Below are 18,565 nucleotides of genomic sequence, written 5' to 3'. Positions count from 1 at the left end.
ACGGAGGCGCTCATGCAGCCAGCCGTTTCGTCTCTTCACCGGCGTTCGCCCGCATCGATTGCGTTGGCGCCACGTGTCATCCTGTTCCGGTTACATCACTTGCCGGACGATTCCCGCACGAAGCTTGGGCGTCGTTTGCGCAAGAAGGCAGCTATTTCCAAGGAAACCGAATCGCTAAGAGCACTGCCTGCTTCGTCTCATCCGGTTAAGGCGACCCTAGCCGCATTCCCCGGCATTGCCAAGCGCTTTTTTTGCACTGCATCACGGCTTTGTCAGTTCAAAGATCAGAACCCTCTCGTTTCCGCCAAAGTCGCGGAATACCCCCGGCGGCATATAGCCGGCTGCGGAGAATATGCCCGTGACCTCTTTACGTTGGGTGTGGCCGATCTCGACCGCAATCCTGCCCTCGGCTTCCAAAAAACCTGCCGCCTCGGCGGCGATAATCCTGTAGGGACTCAGACCGTCCACGCCGCCATCGAGGGCTTGGCGCGGATCGAAATCGCGGACTTCGCCCTGCAGATTTTCGATGTCTATGGACGCTATATAGGGCGGGTTGGCGGCAATTACATGGTATCGGCCAAAAACTTTTTCGAACCAGTCGGATTTGAGCACCTGGAACCGATCGGCCAACCCCAATTCCCCGGCATTGCGCATGGCGGTCACCAGCGCGCCTTGCGAAATATCGACACCGGTGGCGACCGCCGCCGGAACGGCGCTGAGCAGCGCCAGCGCGATGGCGCCGGTGCCGGTGCCGAGATCAAGGATGCGGCACTCGCCTTGCCGTCCCGCTGTCGCCTTCACGAAGGGCAGCACCGCTTCGACCAGCGTTTCGGTGTCCGGTCGCGGCTCCAGCGTTTCCGGTGACAGCGACAGGCGCAAGCCATAGAACTCGCGATGGCCGAGGATGCGATGCACCGGCTCACCGGCGACCCGCCGCCTCAAGGCTGCATCGATCGCGGCAATCGCGCCGGCGTCGACACCGCATTCGGGATCGGCGATGGCTTGTGTGCGGGTCGTACCGGAAAAATGTTCGACGATCAGCCTCGCATCCAGCGCCGGATCGGCGACTGCGGCCGCAGCAAGGCGTGCCCGCGCCGCTTTCAGCAGCAGCCCTAGTGTGGTGGATTTGAGGTTCCTGCTATTTGTTGGCATCAGCGTCCAGGGACCTCAAATCCACCACCTAGATACCAGCAATCTGCTGGTGTGATTTTGAATCCGAAATTCGTCATTGCGCTGCCCCAACGTGATACGAATTTCGAATTCAAAGCCACACCGGCCTACTGGGCAGACTGTCAGCCATCGAGGCCGATATCGGCGAGCAGCTTCGACTGGTGATCGGCGATCAGCGCGTCGATGATCTCGTCGAGTTCGCCCATCATCACCCGGTCGAGCTTATAGAGCGTCAGATTGATGCGATGGTCGGTGACGCGGCCCTGCGGGAAATTATAGGTGCGGATGCGCTCCGAGCGATCGCCCGAACCGACCTGCGATTTGCGCGATTCGGAGCGTTCCTCGTCAGCCTTGCTGCGCTCGAGGTCGTAAAGCCTGGCGCGCAGGATCTGCATGGCTTTGGCCCGGTTCTGGTGCTGCGACTTCTCCGCCTGTACGACCATGATGCCGGTCGGCAGATGGGTGATGCGCACTGCCGAATCGGTGGTATTGACGTGCTGGCCGCCCGAACCCGAGGCGCGCATCGTATCGATGCGGATGTCTTCGGCCCTGATGTCGATGTCGACCTCTTCCGCTTCAGGCAGCACGGCAACCGTCGCCGCCGAGGTGTGGATGCGCCCGCCGGCCTCGGTCGCCGGCACGCGCTGCACACGATGCACGCCGGACTCGAATTTCAGATGGGCAAAGACCCCCTTGCCCGAAATCGTGGCGATGATTTCCTTGTAGCCGCCGACCTCGCCCTCGCTGGCCGACGCCGTCTCGAAACGCCAGCCGCGTGCCGCGGCATAGCGTTCGTACATGCGAAACAGGTCGCCGGCAAAGAGAGCCGCCTCGTCGCCGCCGGTGCCGGCGCGGATTTCGAGGATGGCATTCTTGTCGTCGGCGGCATCCTTGGGCAAAAGCAGGATCTGGATGTCCTTCTGCAGCGCTTCGATGCGTTCCTTGACCTCCGGCAGATCGGCCTCGGCCAGTGCCCGCATTTCGGCATCGGTGCTTTTGTCGGCGAGCATCGCTTGCAGGTCGGCCTGTTCATGCTCGGCGGTGCGCAGCGCCCTGATCTTAGCCACCATCTCCTGCATGTCGGCATATTCCGACGCCATCTTGACATAGGCGTCCGCCGCCGGCCCGGCCGACATCTGCGCTTCGAGCATGTCGAAACGCTTGACGACTTGATCCATACGGTCGCGGGGCAGGTTGATCATGATCCTGGAACTTCGATAAGATTCACGTCAGGGCGAGCCGAAATGACGAGTTTCGAGAACCGGAGCGGAATGTACAATTAGGTACATGAGCACCGGAAGCGCAGAAAATCGACATTTGCAGGCCGCCCTCACGTGAATTTACAACGGAATGGAGCGGTCGTCGGCAAAGGCCTGCAGCAGCGCCCGCATCGGCAACCCCTGGGCCGGCGCCATGAGATTGTCGTCGAAGAACGCTTCCAGCTCGGCCAGCGGCAGTTCCGTCAGCATCGCCTTGACCGGACCGATCGAGGCCGGCGACATCGAGATCGATCGGTAGCCAAGGCCGATCAGCGCCATCGCCGAGATCGGCTTGCCGGCCAGCTCGCCGCACAAGGTCACCGGGGTTTGATTGCGCACCCCGGCGTCGGCAATCTGCTTCAGCGCGCGCAGGAACGGCGTCGACAGCACATCGAAGCGGTCGGCGAGCTGCGTGTTGCCGCGATCGACCGCCATGACGAACTGGAACAGATCGTTCGAGCCGACCGAGACGAAATCGACGGCCTTCATCAGCTCATCGAGCTGGAACAGCAGCGAAGGCACTTCCAGCATGGCCCCGAGCTTCAGGCTGGTCGGCAGATGATGGGCAAAACGCGACAGATGCCGCACTTCGCGATCGATGATTTCGCGCGCCTGGGCGATCTCGCCGAGCTCCGTCACCATCGGCAGCATCAGCTTCAGTTCACGCCCGCCGCATGCCTTCAAAAGCGCTCGGATCTGGGTACGCAACAGGCCCGGCCGGTCGAGCGTCAGGCGGATGGCGCGCCAGCCGAGCGCCGGGTTCTCTTCCTGGATCGTGTCCTTGAAGTAGGGCAGCACCTTGTCGCCGCCGATATCGATGGTGCGGAATGTCACCGGCTTGCCGCGCGCCGCGTCGAGCACGTCACGGTAGAGCCGTTCCTGGGCTTCCGCCCGCGGAAAGGTCGAGGCGACCATGAACTGCAGCTCGGTGCGGAACAGGCCGATACCGGCGGCGCCGGCCTCGGCAAGCTGCGGCAGATCGACGGCCAGGCCCGCATTCATCAAAAGGTCGACCTGGACGCCGTCCTTGGTCATCGACGGCTTCTTGCGCAGCTCGCGATAGACCTCCTGCCGCCGCGCCCGGAAGCGGACCTTTTCGGCATAGGCGGCTTCGAGGTCCGGCTGGGGGCGCAGGTGGATGGCGCCTTCTTCGCCGTCGACAATGATGGCGTCGCCGTTTTCCGCCATGGAAACGGCGCCCTTCATCTGGCCCGCAACCGGTATGCCCATGGCCCGCGCCACGATAACGACGTGGCTGGTCGCTGCGCCGTCCTCCAGCACCAGCCCGCGCAGCTTGTCTCTGGGATAATCGAGCAGTTCGGCGGCCCCCATCGAGCGGGCGACGATGATGGCGTCCTTCGGCAGCGAGACCGCGACATCGTCCGGCCCGCGCCCCATCAGCTGGCGCAGCAGCCGGTTGGCGAGATCGTCGAAATCGCTCATCCGCTCGCGCAGATAAGGATCGGTCATGTGCAGCATGCGGGCACGCATGTCGCTCTGCACTTTTTCCACCGCCGCTTCCGCCGTCAGGCCGTTGCGTACCGCCTCTTCCAACCGGCGCACCCAGCCGCTGTCGTTGGCGAACATGCGATAGGCTTCGAGCACCTGGCGGTGCTCGCCCTCGAAGGCGACTTCGCGGCGTTCCAGCATGTCGTCGATGGAGAGCCGGAGCGAACCGAGCGACGCATCGAGCCGCTTGATCTCCTCATCGCTGTCCTCGTTGAACAGATTGGTGACGACGATGCGCGGCTCATGCAGCACGACATGGCCAAGTCCGACGCCCTCGTTGAAGGACAGGCCGGTAAAGCTCACCGGGCGGCGCAGATCGAGTTCGAGGCCGGGCCGGGTCAGCCGGGCAAGGTCGCCGGTGGCGATCATCTCGGCGATCACCATCGCCGTCGTTTCCAGCGCCTCGACTTCGTCGTCGCGATAGTGGCGCATGGTCTTGTTCTGGACGACCAGCACACCGAGCGTGCGCCCCGCCCTGAGCACCGGCACGCCGAGGAAGGAATTGTAGATCTCCTCCCCCGTCTCCGGCAGGTAGGCGAAGGCTGGATGTTCCTGCGCGTTGGAGAGATTGAGCGGCCGTGCCGAGGCCGCGATCGTGCCGACGAGGCCTTCCCCCAGCCTGAGCTGCGCCAAATGGACGGCCTTCGGATTCAGGCCCTCGGTGGCATAGAGTTCGAGCACCGAATCGGCGCGCAGCACGTAGAGCGAGCACACTTCAGCGACCATATTGGCGGCGATGTCGCGCACGATGCGGTCGAGCCGCTCCTGCGGCTCCAGCGGCTCCTGCATGAGCTCGCGGAGCCGTTTCAGCAAAACGCGCGGGCCACTGGCCGTATCACGCATCGCGGCTTGTTCTCCAATGGACATTATGCCCGCCGCAGTTTCTCCCGCGGCCGGCGCTCACGCAACAACTCAAATAGAGCGGCGTCGGTCCAATTGGACCCACAAAGGACGCTCCAAGACTTCGAACTGCTGCATCGTGCTTTCCGAAGATCGACCTCCGATTTCCGGACCGAGCAGTCTGCTACTGCTTATCCAGACCGTAGATGGAATGCAAAGTGCGAACAGCAAGTTCTGTGTAGGGACCGTCGATCAGGATCGAAATCTTGATCTCGGATGTCGTGATCGCACGGATGTTGATCGATTTGTCGGCCAGCGCCTTGAAGGCGGTGGCGGCGACGCCGGCATGGCTCCTCATGCCGATGCCGATGACGGAGACTTTCGACATGCCGGCTTCCGACTGCACGACGTCATAGCCGATCGTGGTCTTCAGCCGCTCGAGCACGGCAAGCGCCTTGTCGACATCGCCGGACGGCACGGTGAAGGTCATGTCGGTGAACTTGCCGTCCTCGGAAATGTTCTGGACGATCATGTCGACATTGATGTTGGCTTCGGCCAGCGGCCCGAAAATGCCGGCGGCGACGCCGGGCCGGTCACCGACACGGCGCAACGAAATCTGCGCTTCGTCCTTGGCGTAGGCAATTCCGGTGACGACCTGCTGTTCCACGATCTCTTCCTCGTCGCAAATAAGCGTTCCGGGCGGATTGAGCAAATCCCCCATTCCCGGCGCGTCGGGATCGTCGAAGGACGACCGCACGAAAGTACGCACCCTGTGCACCATGGCAAGTTCGACCGAGCGTACCTGCAGGACCTTGGCGCCGAGCGAGGCCATTTCAAGCATTTCCTCGAAGGAAATCTTGGCCAGCCGCCGCGCCTTCGGCTCGATGCGCGGGTCGGTGGTGTAGACCCCGTCGACGTCGGTGTAGATGTCGCAGCGGTCTGCCTTGACCGCCGCCGCGATGGCGACAGCACTGGTGTCGGAACCGCCGCGGCCGAGCGTCGCGATGCGGTTGTCCGGCCCGATGCCCTGGAAGCCGGCGACCACCGCCACCTGGCCCTCGCCGAAGCGCTTGATCAGGAACGCGCCGTCGATGTCGAGAATGCGCGCCGCGCCATGCGCATTGTCGGTCTTGATCGGGATCTGCCAGCCTTGCCAGGAACGGGCATGGACGCCCATGTTCTGCAGCGCGATCGCCAGCAGGCCGGCGGTCACCTGCTCGCCGGAGGCAACGACGGCGTCATATTCGCGGGCATCGTGCATCGGCGAGGCTTCGCGCGTCCACTGCACGAGCTCGTTGGTCTTGCCGGCCATCGCCGAGACGACCACCGCGACCTCATGGCCGGCATCGACCTCGCGTTTGACATGGCGCGCCACATTGCGGATGCGGACGATGTCGGCGACGGAGGTCCCGCCGAATTTCATCACGATTCGCGCCATGGAAGCGAAATGCCTTTGACTGGGTGCCGAAACGGCGGCCGAAAAACGGAAACGGAGCGTCGGGCTGGGCCAGCCGCTGAATTCGCGGCCTCCTTAGCCAAATGCTTTGGGTTTCGCAAGGCGTGCCACCGCTTGCCCCCCCCTGCTTGCCCCCTTAGGCGACGAAGGCGACATACGAGCGCAACGCGCCTACCCGAACGCCTGTCGCAGAGGCGCAGCCGGCAACAGCCGAAATTTGCTGCCTTGACATTCGCCGGCTCTCGACCGACTTCCTAGCGCACCAGAGCGCGATCAGCAAAAGTGGTATCCGGTTTTGCGCCCGATCGCGCTCTGAATTTTTGAGTCTGCGGGAGACCACACGATGCCAGAACCCCGACGATCGACGATCGATGCCGGAGAAGTGGAGCGTTTTTCCGCTCTTGCCGCCGAATGGTGGAATCCGAACGGCAAATTCCGCCCGCTGCACAAGTTCAATCCGATCCGGCTTGCCTATATACGCGACCAGGTGGCGGCGCGCTTCGGCCGCGACCCGCGCGCGGCGCGGCCGTTCGAGGGCCTGCGCATCCTCGACATCGGCTGCGGCGGCGGGCTGTTGTGCGAGCCGATGGCGCGGCTTGGCGCCGAAGTGGTCGGCGCCGACGCATCCGCCACCAACATCGAAGTGGCCAGGCTGCATGCGGCGGAGGTCGGCGTGACGGTGGATTACCGTGCCACGACAGCAGAGGACCTGGCTGACGCCGGTGAGAAATTCGACGTCATCCTCAACATGGAAGTGGTCGAGCATGTTGCCGACATCGACCTGTTCGTGGCCAAATGCGGCGAGATGCTCAAGCCCGGCGGCATCATGGTCGTCGCCACCATCAACCGCACGCTGAAGGCGCTCGGTCTGGCCATTATCGGCGCCGAATATGTGCTGCGCTGGTTGCCGCGCGGCACCCACCAGTTCGGCAAGCTGGTGCGGCCAGACGAGTTGGAAAAGGCGCTTGCCGGCGCTGGCCTGACCATCATCGACCGCACCGGCGTCACCTACAATCCGCTCGCCGACCGCTGGCAGCGTTCGAAGGACATGGACGTCAACTACATGGTTCTGGCAGAGAAGGCACCCGCCTGAACTTTCTCACGACGCCTTCTCACGCCGCCACCTTCTCACCCGTCTGACTTTGCGTCTTCGGGGCGATCTGGCTTTGCGCCTTGGTGGTGATGAACACGCCGGCGACAATGATGGCAGCGCCGGCCCAGGTCAGCAATTGATAGTGCTCGCCGAGAAACATCGTCCCGGCAAACAATCCGACCGCCGCCGCGACATAGCCGATCTGGCTGAGATAGACCGGGCCGCCGACCGCCTGCAGCCGGAAGAAGCAAGCGAACATCGCCGCGGCTGATGCGACCTGCCCAACGACGACCAGCGGCACGCCGGCGAGCAGGGCGAGCGAACCGCCGCCCTGCAGCGTGAAGATGCCGCAAAGAAGCAGCGCGGCCGATGCCAGATGGCTGCCGACGGCAAGCTCGATCGGTCCGGTCCCTAGCGGCCAGTCGACCGTGCGGTAGATATTGCCGGCGGCAAGGCTGACCGGAATGAGCAGCCCCGCCGCCACCCAGAAAAATTCGGCCGGCTGGCCAGCCTCGCCGCGCGTCACCGCCACCATGACAGCACCAACGAAGCCGACGGCAATGCCGACGATACCAAGCAGATTGGGACGCCGGACGCCGAGCAGGATCGAAAACACCAGTGTAACCACCGGCGACAGCGTGAACATGATACCGGTGTAGCCGGCGCCGAGATGCGGAATGGTCGAGAACATCAAGAGATTGGGGAGGGCATAGGACACCGCCGCGGTGACGAAGAAATAACGCAGTCTGTGCGGGGTGAGCCGGATGCGTTGTCCGCGCAGCAGCAAGGCGCACAAAAGCACGCCGCCGGCGCCGAGCGAGATGACGAGGGCCCAGACCATGGCCGAAACACCGGCCGCCGTAGCGATCTTGCCGAACGGCAGCGTCAGGCCGAGCAGGCCGCCGGTGACGAGCAAAAGACCGAGCGCTGAATCCCAGAGAAATTTCATAACGAACCTTATTGTCCTTGCGCCTCTCGTCTTTTGCGGGCCCTTGGCCAGCACTGTGACTCAAGCTAAGATAATACAAAGATTCTTAACGTCAAGATATTTAACGGTGAGATAGATGGATCGCGCCGCGAAAGCGATCGAGCAGTGGAAAAGACAACGGCCGGACCTGGATGTCTCGCCGATGGCCGTGCTCGGACGGTTGAACGAAGCCTCGTCGCTGATAGCGCGAGAACGCCTCGCTCCGCTGTTTGCCCGTTTCGGACTGCAATCCGGGGAATTCGACGTGTTGGCGACGCTGCGCCGTTCCGGATCACCTTACGCGCTGACGCCAACCGCCCTCTATGAGGCGACGATGGTGACGTCGGGCGCCATGACCAACCGGCTCGACCGGCTTGAGAAATCCGGATTGATCATGCGTGGACCGCATCCCAACGACCGGCGCGGGGTTGTCGTGCAACTGACCGAGAAAGGTCTCGCATTGGTCGATGAGGCGGTCGCCGCTCACGTCGCCAACGAACACGAGATACTTTCCGGCCTGACGCGCGCCGAACAGGACACACTCGCTGGCCTGCTTGAGAAGTTGATAGGGAGCGTCAGCCGGGGGTGAAGATCAGGCGGTTGGTGCCGATCCGTGCGACGTTTCCGCAGGAGGTCGCGATCCTCGACCTCCTGTTGTCGCAGGGCATCGACATCAACGCATAGGACAAGGCGGGGCAGACGGTTCTTCACATCGCAGCGCCCGATGCCATTGACGCCGCCTCGATCGAACTTCCTCTAAAACGCGGTGCCGATCGGAGCTTGAAGAACTTGAACGGAAAGCGCGCCACCCTGCGATCCAGGAAAGACTTGCGTGCTCCCCTAAAGGTGCCTGGGTAATTCCGTTTCGTGGCAAATCGCAACGTTTGAGATTGGCGGCTGGAGGGCTCGATGAAAGCGAATCAAGACGCCGCACCCCTGAGACTTTGCGCCTCGACCGAAGTGGCGTTCACGGCGAAGTCGCATACGGGCAACGCCAACTATGCGACAGCCTTTGCCACCATGTCCGGATGCTGGCCGATCACCCGCACATAGGCGATGGCGAAATCCGGCGCGGTCGCCCGCGCCTGCTCCCAGTCGCGCAGCGTGCCGACCGGGACCCGGAAGCGGCTGGCGAACTCGGCTTGCGACAGGCCAAGCCCAGTCCTCGTCCTGCGGATCAGGCGGGCGCGCTGGCCCCGGTCCAGTGCTTCGGCCATCACGTCGAAATCTTCGGCGTCGGTCGGGTCAGCAGGCAGCGTGATGTGCTCTTTCTTCACCCTTGTTGCTCCTTCTCACCGAGATGAAGCGAGGCAAGTCGCCCCGCCAGACGAAACGCCGGTGAACAGCTTCTCCCCGACGAAACCGACCGCCTTGAACCGTTCCTCGCCGTCGATCTCGCGGATCGAGGGGATAATCAGGTGGTTGTCGTCCGCAAAAATCCGATCGCCAAAGGCCAGCGGCAGCTTGTGCTTTTCGCGGTTGACCGCATCCTTGGCGGGGTCGAACCTGTCTCCCGTCATGAAGCTCGACTATACGGGATTCCCGTATTGCATGCAACCCTTATCCGCTCGTGGGCTGACATCGGTTTTAGGAGTTCTGCGACAGAACGGCAGCTATGCGGATTTTGCGACTGTCGCGAAAACCCCGATTAAAGCGACAGTTTCGCGCCAGATTTTTGCAACATTCGCATAATCCGTTTTGCGACATGGTCCAAGGACCGCAACGGGTCGAAGCGGAATCCCGTCCCGGTACCAACCGTCACACCAGTCTATCAGTTACGATCCTCCGGGAATGCCGGCACCGGCATGAATTCGACGCCGTCCTCGGCCAGGCTCTTGGCCTCCTCCAGCGTCGCCTCGCCATAGATGCCGCGCGGATCGCTCTCGCCGAAATGGATCTTGCGCGCCTCCTCGGCAAACTTGTCGCCGACATAGTCGGCGTTCTCGCGCACCTTCTCGGCCATCGCCTTCAATTGTGCCAACGCCTGCTTCTGGGCCTCGCCCATGGCGAGCGCGATCTTTTCTCGGCTGCGCCCGGTGGAGACGGCCGGCGCCATCAACGCCTTCTCGACCTTGTGCGAGCCGCAGGTCGGGCAATCGACGAAGCCAAGCTTCTTCTGGGTGTCGAAATCGTCGTTGCTGCGAAACCAGCCTTCGAATTCATGCTCGTGGTCACAGATCAGTGAAAAGCGAATCAAGACGCCGCACCCCTGAGACTTTGCGCCTCGACCGGAGTGGCGTTCACGGCGAAGTCGCGTGAATTTTTCAGATTCGGGATCTTCTTGCGGGCGGCGGCCGACTGCGCCGGGTCGATCTCGGCGATGATCACCGCCAGTTCGTCATGTGACGCCTCGGCGACGATGCGGCCCCACGGATCGACGATCAGCGAATGGCCATAGGTCTCGCGGCCGTCCTCGTGCAGGCCGCCTTGCGCCGCGGCAACGACATAGGCGCCGTTCTCGATGGCGCGCGCCCGTAGCAGCACGTGCCAGTGCGCCTCGCCGGTCTGACGGGTGAAGGCGGCGGGCACCGACAGCAGGTCGGCGCCGGCCAGCGCCTCGGCGCGGAACAGCTGCGGAAAGCGCAAATCGTAGCAGACGGCGAAACCCAGCTTCGCCCCATCGATCCCGGCGCCGCTGATCTCGGTGACGACGGCCTCAGTGCCGGGCTCGTAGGCGGCGGATTCGCGCCAGCTCTCGCCATTGTCGAGATCGACGTCGAACATGTGGATCTTGTCGTAGGTGGCAATGGTGGCGCCATCCGGCCCGAACAGAAGCGCGCGGTTGGCGAGCTTGCCGTCAGCGCGCAGGATGGCGGTCGAGCCGATATGCAGGAAGACGCCAAGGTCTTTTGCCAGCTTTCGCGCGGTCGAAACGATGATGTCCTTGTCCTCGGACGTGAAGGCGGCGGCCCGCGCCTGGCTGTCGCGGATCAGCGCACCGGTCATTTCCGGTGACTGGATATAGGTCGCACCCTGGCCCGCGGCCTCGCGCACCAGCCGCTCCAGATCGACCGCGTTGCGCTCGGGGCTGGTACCCGAACGCATCTGGATCGCCGCCGCCTTGAAAGCACCCATCGTCATGTCCTCAATTCGTCGAGCCATTGGCGAGCAGACGGTCAAGCCGGCCCTCTGCCTCCAGTTCATGGAGATCGTCACAGCCGCCGACATGCGTGTCGCCGATGAATATCTGCGGAAAGGTCGAGCGGCCATTCGCGCGGGAAATCATTTCCCGCCGCAGTTCCGGCGAGAAGGAGGCGTCGTGCTCGGTGTAGGCAACGCCCTTGCGCTCGAGCAGCCGCTTGGCCGCCACGCAATAGCCGCACATCATCCGTGTATAGATCGTCACGTCGACCATCGGTCAGCAATCCTGCCTTTTCCCAATCTATATAGTCGCGGACTCGTCGGCCCGAAAGTCCCCCGGCAGCACGCGCGCAAAGGTCAGCACGTCGACCGTCCCGGCACCGCCCTTCTTCAGCGCCTTGGCGACGGCGCGGACAGTGGCGCCGGTGGTATAGACATCGTCGATCAGGAGCACCCGGCGGCCGGCGATCTCGATCTCGGCCTCCTCCGGCACTCTGAAGGCGGCACGCACATTCTCCTCGCGTTCCCGCCGCTCCAGCCCGACCTGCTGGCGGGTGAGTTTGACGCGCCTGACCGCGGAGGGCGCAAAAGGCAGCCCGCCAAGCTGCGATACCGCCCTTGCCAGTTCCGCCGACTGGTTGAACTGACGCCTGAAAAAGCGCCGCCAGTGCAGCGGCACCGGCACGACCACATCGGCTTCCGCGATCAGTTCGGCACCGGCGCGCAGCATCCAGCGCGCCATCCACGGCGCCAGATCGGTGCGATCCTGGTATTTCAGCCCTTGCACCATCCGGCGGGCGACACCTGAGTAAGCGACCGCGGCCCGTGCCCGCTCGAAGGGCGGCGGGTCGGCGATCGCCTCGGCCGACAGGAACCCCTCGCCCATGTGATGGGTGAACGGCGTGCCCATTACCGGGCACCATGGCCGCTCCAGAAGCCTGAGTTTCGGCCAGCAGGCGCCGCACAGCACGCCGGGCTGCGAGACATGCCGTCGGCAACCGGCGCAAACCGGCGGAAACAGGATGCGCGCCGGCCAGTCCAACGCCTTTCGAGCGACACTCTTGATATCCGGCATTGGATCGGCCACGTGGTTCTTTCTCCGCCACCCTATATCAGAGTGCGGAAACCAGGAACTGTCAGTTGCAACCTATAGTCGATACCTCTCTCTGGCTGGCGCACAAGCGCCGGGCCCTCGCCAGCCCGGCTGCCGGCGCGGATTTCCTGATGCGGCGGGCGGCCGAGGAACTCGCCGACCGGCTGGGTGCAGTGGAACGCAAATTCGACAGGGCGGCCGTCCTGTTTTGCCAGACGCCGGCGGCAGTCGACGTGCTCGCGACAAGCGGCAAGGTGGCGGACATCGTGCGCGTCGAGGCGGATGCGGCTTTCCTGGGCGACGGGGCGGGGGGCGATGCCGCGGGACTGGTGGCGCCGTTGGAGACCGTGCCATTCGAGCCGGAAAGCCTCGACCTCGCGGTGTCGCTTTTGTCGCTTCAGGCAATGAACGACATTCCCGGCATGCTGGTGCAAATCCGCCGCGCACTGAAGCCGGACGGTCTTTTCCTAGGCGCTTTTGCCGGCGCCGGCACGCTTTCCGAGCTGCGCGAATGCCTGCTCGCCGCCGAGACCGAGTTTTACGGCGGCGCCAGCCCGCGCGTCATCCCGTTCACCGACGTGCGCGACGCCGGCGCGCTTTTGCAACGCGCCGGTCTGGCCTTGCCCGTCGCCGACGTCGAGACGGTGACGGTGCGCTACGATTCCCTGTTCGGCCTGATGGCGGACCTGCGGGCGATGGGCGAGACCAGCGCGCTCATCGACCGCAGCAGGCGACCGGCCACACGAAAGCTGTTTGCCCGCGCCGCCGAAATCTATGCCGAACGATTTTCGGATGCCGATGGCCGCGTCAGGGCGAGTTTTCCGATCGTCTGGATGTCAGGCTGGGCGCCCGACGCCTCGCAGCAAAAACCGATGAAGCCGGGCTCGGCAAAACTGTCGCTGAAGACAATCCTGGAAAATCCCGGCCGGCGCTGACCGGTTTATTATGGACGCGGCTGGTCGGTTACTGCGCGAAAGCCTTCACAAGCTTGCTGGCATTGTCGCTGAACAGCCACGTGATTGCGTCGGCGACCTTGCCGACGCCGCCTACGATGGTAAGCGACAGCACGGCCACGATCAGCCCATATTCGACAGCCGTCGCGCCGGTCTTGTCTTCCCAAAATCGTTGCAGCAATGTTTTCATGGCCGTCGATCCCGCTTGCCGGAACCCTAGCGCGGACCTGTTAAGAAAGGTTAATGACACAGGCTTAACAGGCGATGAAAGCACCCGCTTTGGCCGGTGTCAGCAGTCGCCGCTGCGCTGGCCATTGTCGCGTATCACGCAGATCGAAGTGGGCAGCGGCTGCAGCACGCTCCTGCGCAGCGTGTAGGTATCACGACGGCCGGTCGAGCCCGTGCTTCCAATCGAACCCGTGCTTTCAACCGACCCTGTGCTCATCCTGTCGAGGCCGCCGGCAAAATCGTCGCGGGCTGATCGCGTCCGGTTGTCGAGCAAGGGCGTGGCGATCAGGGCCAGCGCCACCGCGGCCGAGCCGAACAAAAGCGTGATCCGCAATATTCCCATGCCGGCAGCCCTAAAGCTGCGGTCGGGTCGGATCGAATCCCAGTCCCTGTCGAGGCTCATGCAACCGCCCTCCGGCGAAGGCCTGGACACGACCTTCCTTCGATTTCTGCCGTCATTTTTTCACGGCCAGATAAATCTTCCATTAACGTTGTCTATGTCTCGGAGGGCAAATCACAGAAGATCGATGAGGAACTGGATCAGCGGCGCGTCGGCCGGCGGCATCGGAAAATCGCGCATCTGGCGCGGCCGCACCCATTTCAGCACCTGCCCCTCCTTCGGCTGCGCGATGCCGCGGAAGCGACGGCAGACGAACAGCGGCATCAGCAGGTGAAAATCATCGTAGGAATGGCTGGCGAAGGTGAACGGCGCCAGGCAGGGAATATCGGTTTCGATGCCGATCTCCTCGTACAATTCGCGGATGAGGCATTCTTCCGGCGTCTCGCCGGGCTCGACCTTGCCGCCCGGAAACTCCCACAGGCCGGCCAGTTGCTTGCCTTCGGGGCGCTGCGCCAGAAGCACGCGGCCGTCGGTATCGACCAGCGCGCAGGCTGCGACCAGGAGCAGGCGCTTGCCGACAGGGTGCGGGCCGGTCATGCGCCGGGCGGCCGGCGATAATGGTAACGATAGACTTCGTCGAACCCGAGCGAACGATAAAGCGCCAGCGCCGGCGCGTTGTCGGCCTCGACCTGCAGCCAGGCTTCCCGGGCGCCGCGCAGCCGTGCCCATTTCAGCGCCGACAGGATGAGGTGGCGGCCATGGCCCTGGTTGCGAACCGATTTGTCGGTGGCGATCTCGAACAGCCCGGCAAGATCGCCGTCATGGACGCAGATCAGCGTCGCCAGCGGTTCGGTGCCGTCTTCGAGCGCGAACAGCCCGGCCTCCGGCTGGATGGCGCCGATGATCTCCGACAGGCCCGGCCGCAGAGACACATCCGAGCCGCTTACCTTGAGCGCCGCGCCGATGAAGCGGCTGATGTCCTTCAGCGGGATCTGGTCCATGGCGGCATCGAGCTGGGCGTCCGCCAGCGGCAGCCGCATCACCAGCGATTCGTCGAATGTGCTCCAGCCCTCGCTGTCGAGATGTTTGGCAAGGATCGGCCCCGACAGCGGCGATATGCGGAAGGTCAGCGGCCGGCCATAGGCGTCGAAACGGCGGCTGGCGCGGCCGATGCGATCGGCAATGTGCTGGATGTCGCCCGGATCGAGCGGGTTGACGGAATTCAGCCGCTTGGCCGGATGGCCCGCCGTCAGCCGCACCACCCAGGTGCCGTCATAATGCACGGCCGCCGCCGGCCAGGCGCGAAAGCCGGCCGCCTCGTAGCGGCGCACGATGGCAAGCACGCTTGCCGGATGTCTGGAAACCAACGCCATCAACTCCGATAATCGCCGTTGATGGCGACATACTCCTTGGTGAGGTCGCAAGTCCACACCGTCGCCTTGCCGCGGCCGATGCCGATATCGGCACGGATGCGGATCTCGTCGCGCTTCATGTAGGCCGACGTCGCCTCCTCGGAGTAGGCGGCGTCGCGCTCGCCCTGATGCGCCAGCCTGATGTCGCCGAACCAGATCGACAGCAGGTCGCGGTCGGCCGGTTCGCCGGCCTTGCCGACGGCCATGACCACGCGGCCCCAATTGGCGTCTTCGCCGGCGACCGCCGTCTTGACCAGCGGCGAATTGGCGATCGACAGCGCGATGCGCTTGGCCGAGCGGGCCGATTTCGCGCCGGTGACGGTGACCTCGACCTGTTTTCGCGCGCCCTCGCCGTCGCGCACCACTTGCAGTGCCAGCGCTTTCAGCACCTTGCCGAGCGCGCGGCGGAAGGCGCCAAGGCGCGCATCGCCGGCATTCGTGATATCAGGCGCGCCGCGCCGGGCGGCCGTGCCGGTGGCGAACATCAGCAGTGTGTCGCTGGTCGAGGTGTCGCTGTCGACGGTGACCGCATTGAAGGTCTTGGCGGTGCCGCGCGACAAAAGATCCTGCAGCACGGGGGCTGCGATCGGCGCGTCGGTAGCGATGAAGGAGAGCATCGTCGCCATGTCGGGCGCGATCATGCCGGCGCCCTTGGCAATGCCGTTGATGGTGACGTCGGCGTCGCCGAGTTTTACCGTCGCGGTCGCCAGTTTCGGATAGGTGTCGGTGGTCATGATCGCCTTGGCGGCTTCGGTCCACAGGTCCGGCCTGCCGTTCCTGACCAGTCCGGCGAGCAGATGGCCGAACTTGCCGGCATCGAGCGGCTCGCCGATGACGCCGGTCGAGGCCAGAAACACCTCGTCCGGCGTGCAGCCCGCAGCCTTGGCCGCAGCTTCGCCGGTCATTGCCGTGGAGGCTCGGCCCTTGCTGCCGGTGAAGGCATTGGCATTGCCGGAATTGACGACCAGGACGCGCGCCTTGCCGGCGCTAAGATTCTGCCGGCAGAAATCGACCGGCGCCGACGGGCATTTCGACTTGGTGAACACGCCGGCGACCGTGGTGCCGGCATCGAAGACCATGGTCAGCAGGTCGGTGCGGTTCTTGTACTTTATCCCGGCCTCGGCTGTGGCGATGCGGGCGCCCTCGATGTCAGGCATGTTGGGATATTTCTTCGGCGCGAGCGGCGAAATCGTGGCTGACATGAGGACCTCGGGCGGGAAAAACGCAAGGGGAACGCCGGTTTGCCCGATAGCGGGCGCCGGCGCAAGGGCGTTTGATGTTGGGCACATGCCCTTTCTCATCGAAACGAACGTTCAGTTGCGCGAAACGGACCGTTTCGTTTCGTCGAGAGAGCGTGTACGATCTGCCGACGAAAAAGCATCGAAGGAAAACAGGATGGGGCTGGATCGGGGGCGCAGGTCGATCGGCGCGCGGCGCAACCCCGACAGCGCCGACGCCATTCTCGACGCCGCCGAGGCAGTTCTGGTCGAGGCCGGTTATTCCGGCTTCTCGATCGAAGCGGTGGCGCGGCGGGCGCGTGCGGGAAAGCCGACAATCTATCGCTGGTGGCCGAGCAAGGCCGCCTTGCTGTTCGACGTCTATCAGCGGCTAAAGCGCGTCGATTATCCCGATACCGGCAACCTCGAGGACGATCTCGTCGGCTTCCTCAAAAGCCTGTTCTCGCACTGGCGCGAAACATCGTCAGGCAGCATCTTCAGATCGCTGATCGCCGAGGCGCAGTCGGACGCAATGGTGGCCGCCGTGCTTGCCGAATACACCAAAGGACGCCATGCCCATACCGGCCAGATGATCGAACGCGCCAAGGCAAGAGGCGAAGTCGCGGCCGACGTCGATTCCACGCTCGTCGCCGACCTGGTCGCCTCGTTTGCCTGGACGCATCTCTTGACCAATCGCCTCGACGAAGACGAAACGACGCTGCGCAAGGCGGTTGGCTATCTGTTGAAGGGCATAGAAGCTGACGATGCCGGCTCGGTCGACGGCGCGGCTGTCCGGCGGAGGCGTCGACGTGTCATCGGTCGCACCGCCCGGTAGAGCGGCAGGGTGGCGGGGCAAGACCCTGGCGTGGTGCAGACCACCAGAGGAACAATTGTCGGAGGCTGCGCTGCCCCTCATCGCCCTGCCGGGCACTTCTCCCCGTATAGTGACGGGGAGAAGGACGCCTTCGCAACGGATTTCGCCAACCTCCAGCGTTGCAGGAATGGCGCCGGGGTCGCGGCCAGCCCCCTTCTCCCCGTCACTACACGGGGAGAAGATGCCGGCAGGCAGATGAGGGGCGGCGCCGACGCCAACAATTTTGCACAGGCGATTGCCCTCGCCTACTTGGTGTTTTCCAGCGCGTCGACCGTCTTCTTCAGCTTCTCGTCCGGGATCTCGACCTTGGCCTGGGCGCGCAGCGACTTGACCAGCGCGATGTATTTGTCGCGGATGACAGCCTGACGGGCCTGATCCTTGACCTGGTCGAAGGCCGGCGGCTGCTTGGCCCGCTTGTCCTCGACCTGGATGACGTGCCAGCCGAACTGCGACTGCACCGGCTGCTCGGTGTACTTGCCGACCGCCAGCGCGAACACCGCCTTGTCGAATTCCGGCACCATCTGACCGGGTCCGAACCAGCCGAGATCGCCGCCGCTGGTCTTGCCGCTCGGATCGCTGGTGTGCTCGTTGGCGAGTTTCTGGAAATCGGCGCCGCCATCGAGCTGCTTGATGATCGCATCGGCCGCTTCCTTCGTCTTCACGAGGATGTGACGGGCATGGACCTCGTTGGCCGGCGGCGTGTTGGCGATTTCCTGGTCGTAGCGGGCGCGAACCTCGGCATCGGTGATCTTGCCGACGACATCCTTCTCGACCATTTCGCCATGCAGGGCGCGCTGCTGCAGGAACGCCATGCGGCGCTGGAAGTCGGGATCCTTGTCGAGGCCGGTGGTGACCGCCTGGGCGGCCATGACCTTGATTTCGATCGCCGCCGAAAGGGCTGCGGCGCGGCGCTGTTCGGGCGGCATCTGCGCAAACTGCTGCGACAGCTCGCCTTCGGCAAGCGCAAGGTCGGCCTCGGTCAGCGACTGGCCGTTGATCGTGGCGACCACGGCGTTCGGATCGACCGGCGCGGCCGGCTGGGCGGGTGCGCCCGGTTGGGCGGGGGCTGGTTG

At 64.0% G+C, this 18,565-nt stretch carries 21 protein-coding genes; 4 read left to right on the top strand and 17 right to left on the bottom strand.

The features are described from left to right. Positions 1–261: 261 nt before the first annotated feature. The 4 genes from prmC to AC0L3O_RS34170 form a co-directional block, all read right to left on the bottom strand. Positions 262–1,152 carry a peptide chain release factor N(5)-glutamine methyltransferase gene (prmC, locus tag AC0L3O_RS34185; protein WP_473617978.1) on the bottom strand — a complete coding sequence of 297 codons (891 nt, stop codon included), beginning with the start codon at positions 1,150–1,152 and terminating at the stop codon, positions 262–264. Between the two features lie 140 nt (positions 1,153–1,292). Continuing rightward, positions 1,293–2,372: a peptide chain release factor 1 gene (prfA, locus tag AC0L3O_RS34180; protein WP_027153339.1), complete on the bottom strand. Its 1,080-nt coding sequence runs from the start codon at positions 2,370–2,372 to the stop codon at positions 1,293–1,295. A 138-nt stretch (positions 2,373–2,510) separates the two neighbouring features. Beyond that, on the bottom strand, positions 2,511–4,781 hold the full coding sequence (ptsP, locus tag AC0L3O_RS34175; protein WP_023797302.1) for a phosphoenolpyruvate--protein phosphotransferase: 2,271 nt from the start codon (positions 4,779–4,781) through the stop codon (positions 2,511–2,513). A 181-nt stretch (positions 4,782–4,962) separates the two neighbouring features. Further along, positions 4,963–6,216 carry an aspartate kinase gene (locus AC0L3O_RS34170; protein WP_023797301.1) on the bottom strand — a complete coding sequence of 418 codons (1,254 nt, stop codon included), beginning with the start codon at positions 6,214–6,216 and terminating at the stop codon, positions 4,963–4,965. A gap of 361 nt (positions 6,217–6,577) precedes the next feature. Between AC0L3O_RS34170 and ubiG the strand changes: the two genes are divergently transcribed. Continuing rightward, on the top strand, positions 6,578–7,327 hold the full coding sequence (gene ubiG / locus AC0L3O_RS34165; RefSeq protein ID WP_091600073.1) for a bifunctional 2-polyprenyl-6-hydroxyphenol methylase/3-demethylubiquinol 3-O-methyltransferase UbiG: 750 nt from the start codon (positions 6,578–6,580) through the stop codon (positions 7,325–7,327). A 19-nt stretch (positions 7,328–7,346) separates the two neighbouring features. Here ubiG and AC0L3O_RS34160 read toward each other — a convergent pair whose 3' ends face one another. Further along, positions 7,347–8,276 carry a DMT family transporter gene (locus tag AC0L3O_RS34160; protein WP_473537057.1) on the bottom strand — a complete coding sequence of 310 codons (930 nt, stop codon included), beginning with the start codon at positions 8,274–8,276 and terminating at the stop codon, positions 7,347–7,349. Between the two features lie 115 nt (positions 8,277–8,391). On the opposite strand from AC0L3O_RS34160, the gene AC0L3O_RS34155 reads away from it, so the two are divergent. After that, positions 8,392–8,883 carry a MarR family winged helix-turn-helix transcriptional regulator gene (locus AC0L3O_RS34155; protein ID WP_128169839.1) on the top strand — a complete coding sequence of 164 codons (492 nt, stop codon included), beginning with the start codon at positions 8,392–8,394 and terminating at the stop codon, positions 8,881–8,883. 409 nt (positions 8,884–9,292) lie between these two features. Here AC0L3O_RS34155 and AC0L3O_RS34150 read toward each other — a convergent pair whose 3' ends face one another. The 6 genes from AC0L3O_RS34150 to AC0L3O_RS34125 form a co-directional block, all read right to left on the bottom strand. Beyond that, complete coding sequence (locus AC0L3O_RS34150) at positions 9,293–9,571, bottom strand: helix-turn-helix domain-containing protein (protein ID WP_023797297.1); 279 nt, start codon at positions 9,569–9,571, stop codon at positions 9,293–9,295. A gap of 15 nt (positions 9,572–9,586) precedes the next feature. Beyond that, complete coding sequence (locus AC0L3O_RS34145; protein ID WP_473537058.1) at positions 9,587–9,814, bottom strand: BrnT family toxin; 228 nt, start codon at positions 9,812–9,814, stop codon at positions 9,587–9,589. 251 nt (positions 9,815–10,065) lie between these two features. Beyond that, positions 10,066–10,491 (bottom strand): DUF1178 family protein, encoded by a 426-nt coding sequence (locus AC0L3O_RS34140; protein WP_473537059.1) that lies wholly within the window; start codon positions 10,489–10,491, stop codon positions 10,066–10,068. After that, positions 10,488–11,369 carry a carbon-nitrogen hydrolase family protein gene (locus AC0L3O_RS34135; RefSeq protein ID WP_473482550.1) on the bottom strand — a complete coding sequence of 294 codons (882 nt, stop codon included), beginning with the start codon at positions 11,367–11,369 and terminating at the stop codon, positions 10,488–10,490. Before AC0L3O_RS34135 ends, AC0L3O_RS34140 begins: the two co-directional genes overlap by 4 nt. A 10-nt stretch (positions 11,370–11,379) precedes the next feature. Further along, the gene (grxC, locus tag AC0L3O_RS34130; RefSeq protein ID WP_027153348.1) at positions 11,380–11,649 is read right to left on the bottom strand and encodes a glutaredoxin 3; all 270 of its coding nucleotides are present in this window, start codon (positions 11,647–11,649) and stop codon (positions 11,380–11,382) included. A gap of 27 nt (positions 11,650–11,676) precedes the next feature. Continuing rightward, positions 11,677–12,462 (bottom strand): ComF family protein, encoded by a 786-nt coding sequence (locus AC0L3O_RS34125; protein ID WP_473617976.1) that lies wholly within the window; start codon positions 12,460–12,462, stop codon positions 11,677–11,679. 53 nt (positions 12,463–12,515) lie between these two features. Between AC0L3O_RS34125 and AC0L3O_RS34120 the strand changes: the two genes are divergently transcribed. Beyond that, complete coding sequence (locus AC0L3O_RS34120) at positions 12,516–13,403, top strand: methyltransferase domain-containing protein (RefSeq protein ID WP_473537062.1); 888 nt, start codon at positions 12,516–12,518, stop codon at positions 13,401–13,403. 28 nt (positions 13,404–13,431) lie between these two features. Here AC0L3O_RS34120 and AC0L3O_RS34115 read toward each other — a convergent pair whose 3' ends face one another. The 5 genes from AC0L3O_RS34115 to argJ all read right to left on the bottom strand — a co-directional run bounded on the left by AC0L3O_RS34115 (position 13,432) and on the right by argJ (position 16,603). Continuing rightward, positions 13,432–13,611 (bottom strand): Flp family type IVb pilin, encoded by a 180-nt coding sequence (locus AC0L3O_RS34115; RefSeq protein ID WP_023797290.1) that lies wholly within the window; start codon positions 13,609–13,611, stop codon positions 13,432–13,434. A gap of 99 nt (positions 13,612–13,710) precedes the next feature. Next, on the bottom strand, positions 13,711–14,052 hold the full coding sequence (locus tag AC0L3O_RS34110) for a hypothetical protein (RefSeq protein ID WP_023797289.1): 342 nt from the start codon (positions 14,050–14,052) through the stop codon (positions 13,711–13,713). 111 nt (positions 14,053–14,163) lie between these two features. After that, positions 14,164–14,586 (bottom strand): (deoxy)nucleoside triphosphate pyrophosphohydrolase, encoded by a 423-nt coding sequence (locus tag AC0L3O_RS34105; RefSeq protein WP_023797288.1) that lies wholly within the window; start codon positions 14,584–14,586, stop codon positions 14,164–14,166. After that, positions 14,583–15,362, bottom strand: a complete 780-nt coding sequence (locus tag AC0L3O_RS34100; protein WP_031254151.1) for a GNAT family N-acetyltransferase — start codon at positions 15,360–15,362, stop codon at positions 14,583–14,585. The genes AC0L3O_RS34105 and AC0L3O_RS34100 overlap by 4 nt, the downstream gene beginning before the upstream one ends. After that, on the bottom strand, positions 15,362–16,603 hold the full coding sequence (argJ, locus tag AC0L3O_RS34095; RefSeq protein WP_287347336.1) for a bifunctional glutamate N-acetyltransferase/amino-acid acetyltransferase ArgJ: 1,242 nt from the start codon (positions 16,601–16,603) through the stop codon (positions 15,362–15,364). The genes AC0L3O_RS34100 and argJ overlap by 1 nt, the downstream gene beginning before the upstream one ends. A gap of 193 nt (positions 16,604–16,796) precedes the next feature. On the opposite strand from argJ, the gene AC0L3O_RS34090 reads away from it, so the two are divergent. After that, positions 16,797–17,453: a TetR/AcrR family transcriptional regulator gene (locus tag AC0L3O_RS34090; RefSeq protein WP_473537063.1), complete on the top strand. Its 657-nt coding sequence runs from the start codon at positions 16,797–16,799 to the stop codon at positions 17,451–17,453. Positions 17,454–17,737: 284 nt separating this feature from the next. On the opposite strand, the gene AC0L3O_RS34085 is transcribed toward AC0L3O_RS34090, so the two are convergent. After that, a partial coding sequence (locus AC0L3O_RS34085) for a peptidylprolyl isomerase (RefSeq protein WP_473617975.1) occupies positions 17,738–18,565 on the bottom strand: 828 nt, incomplete at its 5' end.

The sequence above is a fragment of the Mesorhizobium sp. WSM4810 genome, assembly GCF_055811235.1.
The sequence above is the reverse complement of the archived record's forward strand: the minus strand, read 5'-3'. Positions and strand labels throughout refer to the sequence as shown.